This is a genomic window from Lacihabitans soyangensis (assembly GCF_024343775.1).
GTDB lineage: Bacteria > Bacteroidota > Bacteroidia > Cytophagales > Spirosomataceae > Leadbetterella > Leadbetterella soyangensis.
In genome coordinates, this window is record NZ_RJUF01000085.1 from 1 (window position 1) to 2,822 (window position 2,822).

The 2,822-nt window shown below is 39.6% G+C and carries 2 protein-coding genes and 1 pseudogene; 2 read left to right on the forward strand and 1 reads right to left on the reverse strand.

The genetic code is table 11. The features are described from left to right. A pseudogene (locus EGI31_RS14425) lies at nt 1-520 on the forward strand (SLC5 family protein); the annotation flags it as partial. 38 nt (nt 521-558) lie between these two features. Then, nucleotides 559-1,281, forward strand: a complete 723-nt coding sequence (locus EGI31_RS14430) for an SDR family NAD(P)-dependent oxidoreductase (RefSeq protein WP_255037017.1) — start codon at nt 559-561, stop codon at nt 1,279-1,281. 59 nt (nt 1,282-1,340) lie between these two features. Here EGI31_RS14430 and EGI31_RS14435 read toward each other — a convergent pair. Next, the coding region (locus EGI31_RS14435; RefSeq protein ID WP_445468527.1) for a VPS10 domain-containing protein at nt 1,341-2,822 on the reverse strand (1,482 nt) is incomplete at its 5' end.

Here is a 2,822-nt window from a genome sequence, read left to right on the forward strand (position 1 = left end):
GGTGTTTTTCTGGGGAGTACTTTGGAAACAAACCAATCCTATAGCTGCCGTAATGGTTTTGGCGGGTTCTCCCTTTATTGGTTTAGGATGTGATTGGATATTTGAAAACATACTGATTCAATACCCATTTATCAGACAAACCTTCGGCGAAACCTTCAACTTTTTGTATCGTGTATTTTCAATTTTTTTAATAGGCTCAATTTTGCTGGTGATATGGAGTAAATATCTAAATGCAAATGGAAAGGCCAAGATTGCAGAATTCGATTTAGGCATATCCTTATCTGGCATTGGAAGTACCTTGTTTTGGTTTTTACTTACTCAAATTCCATTTATAGTAGTAGCATTATTGGGCCTGATTTCACCTCAAACAGCAGCCACTCCAGCCGCAATTGTTTGTTTGCTTTTGTTTGTTTGGTTTCACAAACGGGCAAAAGATGAAATGACTTTATTTAAATCAGATATATTTTATGCAGGCTTGCTTACTTCTTCCATGATTTGGATTATGTTTTATTTTGCATAATATTACTGCAAATTGTAAAAGGATAATATTTCAAACTAATGTCACAAAAAGTAATTATCATAGGTGCAAGTTCGGGAATAGGCAAGGCTCTTGCTATAAAATATGCCCAAGAGGGGTTTGAGGTCGGAATAACGGCAAGAAGAACAAATTTGCTCCAAAAAATTGTAGAGGAATTACCAAGGGCCAAATTCTACATTGCAGAAATGGATGTGGAAAAAGTGGAGAGTACTCGGAACATTTTGGCTGATTTGGTGGAAAAAATGGGCGGATTGGATATCCTCATCATCAATGCGGGCATTGGTATTCCAAAGGCGAGTTTTGAAGACGAACTCAAAACCATTGATATCAACGCCCGTGGATTTATGGGTTTGGCTCAATGGGCCTATTATTATTTTAAATCTAAGGGAAGCGGAAAAATTGTAGGTATTTCTTCAGTTGCAGGTGAAAGAGGAGGGCCAACTTCGCCCGAATACCATGCCACCAAGGCATTTGCTTCCACTTATATGGAAGGACTAAGGATTCGTTCTAAAAAGAGAAATCATGGCGTAAAAGTAATAGATGTACGGCCAGGTTATGTTGAAACTGAAATGACTGACGGTCAAAGAGGGATGTTTTGGGTCGCCAAAGCCGACAAGGTGGCAAACCAGATTTTTGACGCCGTCTTAGCGGATAAACCTGTGGTGTATGTCACTAAGAGATTTAGAATAATAGGTTTCCTCATGCGTAATTTGCCAGAGTGGATTTTGGTGAAGATGATGTAAAAAAACACCCCAACCAATTACTCAGTCGGGGTGAATTCTATCAAAAAAACAAAATATTCTTAATTTTCAGCTGCTTTGAATTCCTCAAAGCTCCTCACTTTCAATTCAGGCATTTTGGCTTTTACCATGGCTGGTGCCAATTTGTCTAAACTTGCTTTAAAACCTTCCATCTGTGTTTTGGCTGCCGAAAGTTTCTCGTCCAATACCTTCATGCTGGCCAATTGTGCGTTGGTTGGGCGGCCCGTATAACTCAAAACCTCACCATACAAACCTGAGATTTTTTCTCTCAATTGCGGCTCGGCAGCACCTACGTAGTTGTCTCCCTTCAATACCACCAAAGTTTCTTTCAGTGTTTGCATTTTGCTTGCAATGTCGGCCACTGGGAATTGTTTTTTCAATTTAGTCGAGGTCAATTTCGGTGAAATGGAGTCGATTTTTATTTTGTAATTGTCTATTTGGTCAACCAAATAACCCAATTCCTCACTCATATTGAAAAGCTTCATTGCGGTTTCGAACTGCACTTTACGATCATCTGCCGTATGTATCGACTTCGGATTGGCGATTAGGTTCAAGGTGCTTTCGTAAGTTTTTGCTCCCTTGGTTATTTTTACTTTGTAAGGTCCGGGAAGAACAGTTGGGCCTTGGAATCCAGCCTGAATTATTGTTTTTCCTTTTGCAACCTTTGGTGGTTTGAGACTGTAAGTCCAATCCACATAATTGATGCCTTTCGATTTACCAGGTGCTAAATCGGCAATTTTCTTGTCGTTTTGGTCGAATATTTCCAAAGACATTTTGCCAAAAGTGTGACGGCTCTTCAAATAATACACCACTTGTGCCATTGAGTTTGGGTTTTCACCTACGAATTCTCCCATACGAGCATAGCCTCCAAATGCACCTGATTCGGCCATTTTGGTAGGTTTTGTAGTGAAGAAATGCAGATCTTTGGCTATAATTTCTTTTGTCAGCTGTCTTAGAGGCGAAATATCGTCGATGATAATTACTCCTCTACCATGTGTAGCCATCACTAAAGCATCTTCGGTCGGATGAAGGGCAATCCAGTGTACTGCAACTGGAGGCATATTGTTCTTAAACTGCGACCAGTTTTGTCCACCATCGATAGTAACATAAAGTCCGCCCTCTGTGCCTAAAAACAACAAATTAGGGTTTTTGTAGTCTTCTTTGATGTTTCTTACGAATGATTTCAAATCAGGTGAAACGATAGATTTCCAAGTTTTACCAGCGTCTGTAGTTTTGTACACGTAAGGTTTAAAATCTCCACTGGTGTAACCAGTGAATACCGCATAAGCCGTATTTTTATCAAAACTACTTGGTTCTATAAAATATGCCCATGTGTTTTTTGGAAGATTCGGGATATTGGCCGTTACATTGGTCCATGTTTTTCCTCCGTCTTGAGTTAATTGAACATTACCGTCGTCTGTACCTACCCAAATGATGTTTTGGTCTAAAGGAGATTCATTAATCGCAAATATGGTACAGTGATTTTCAGCACCCGAATTATCCATGCTCAAGCCACCTGAATT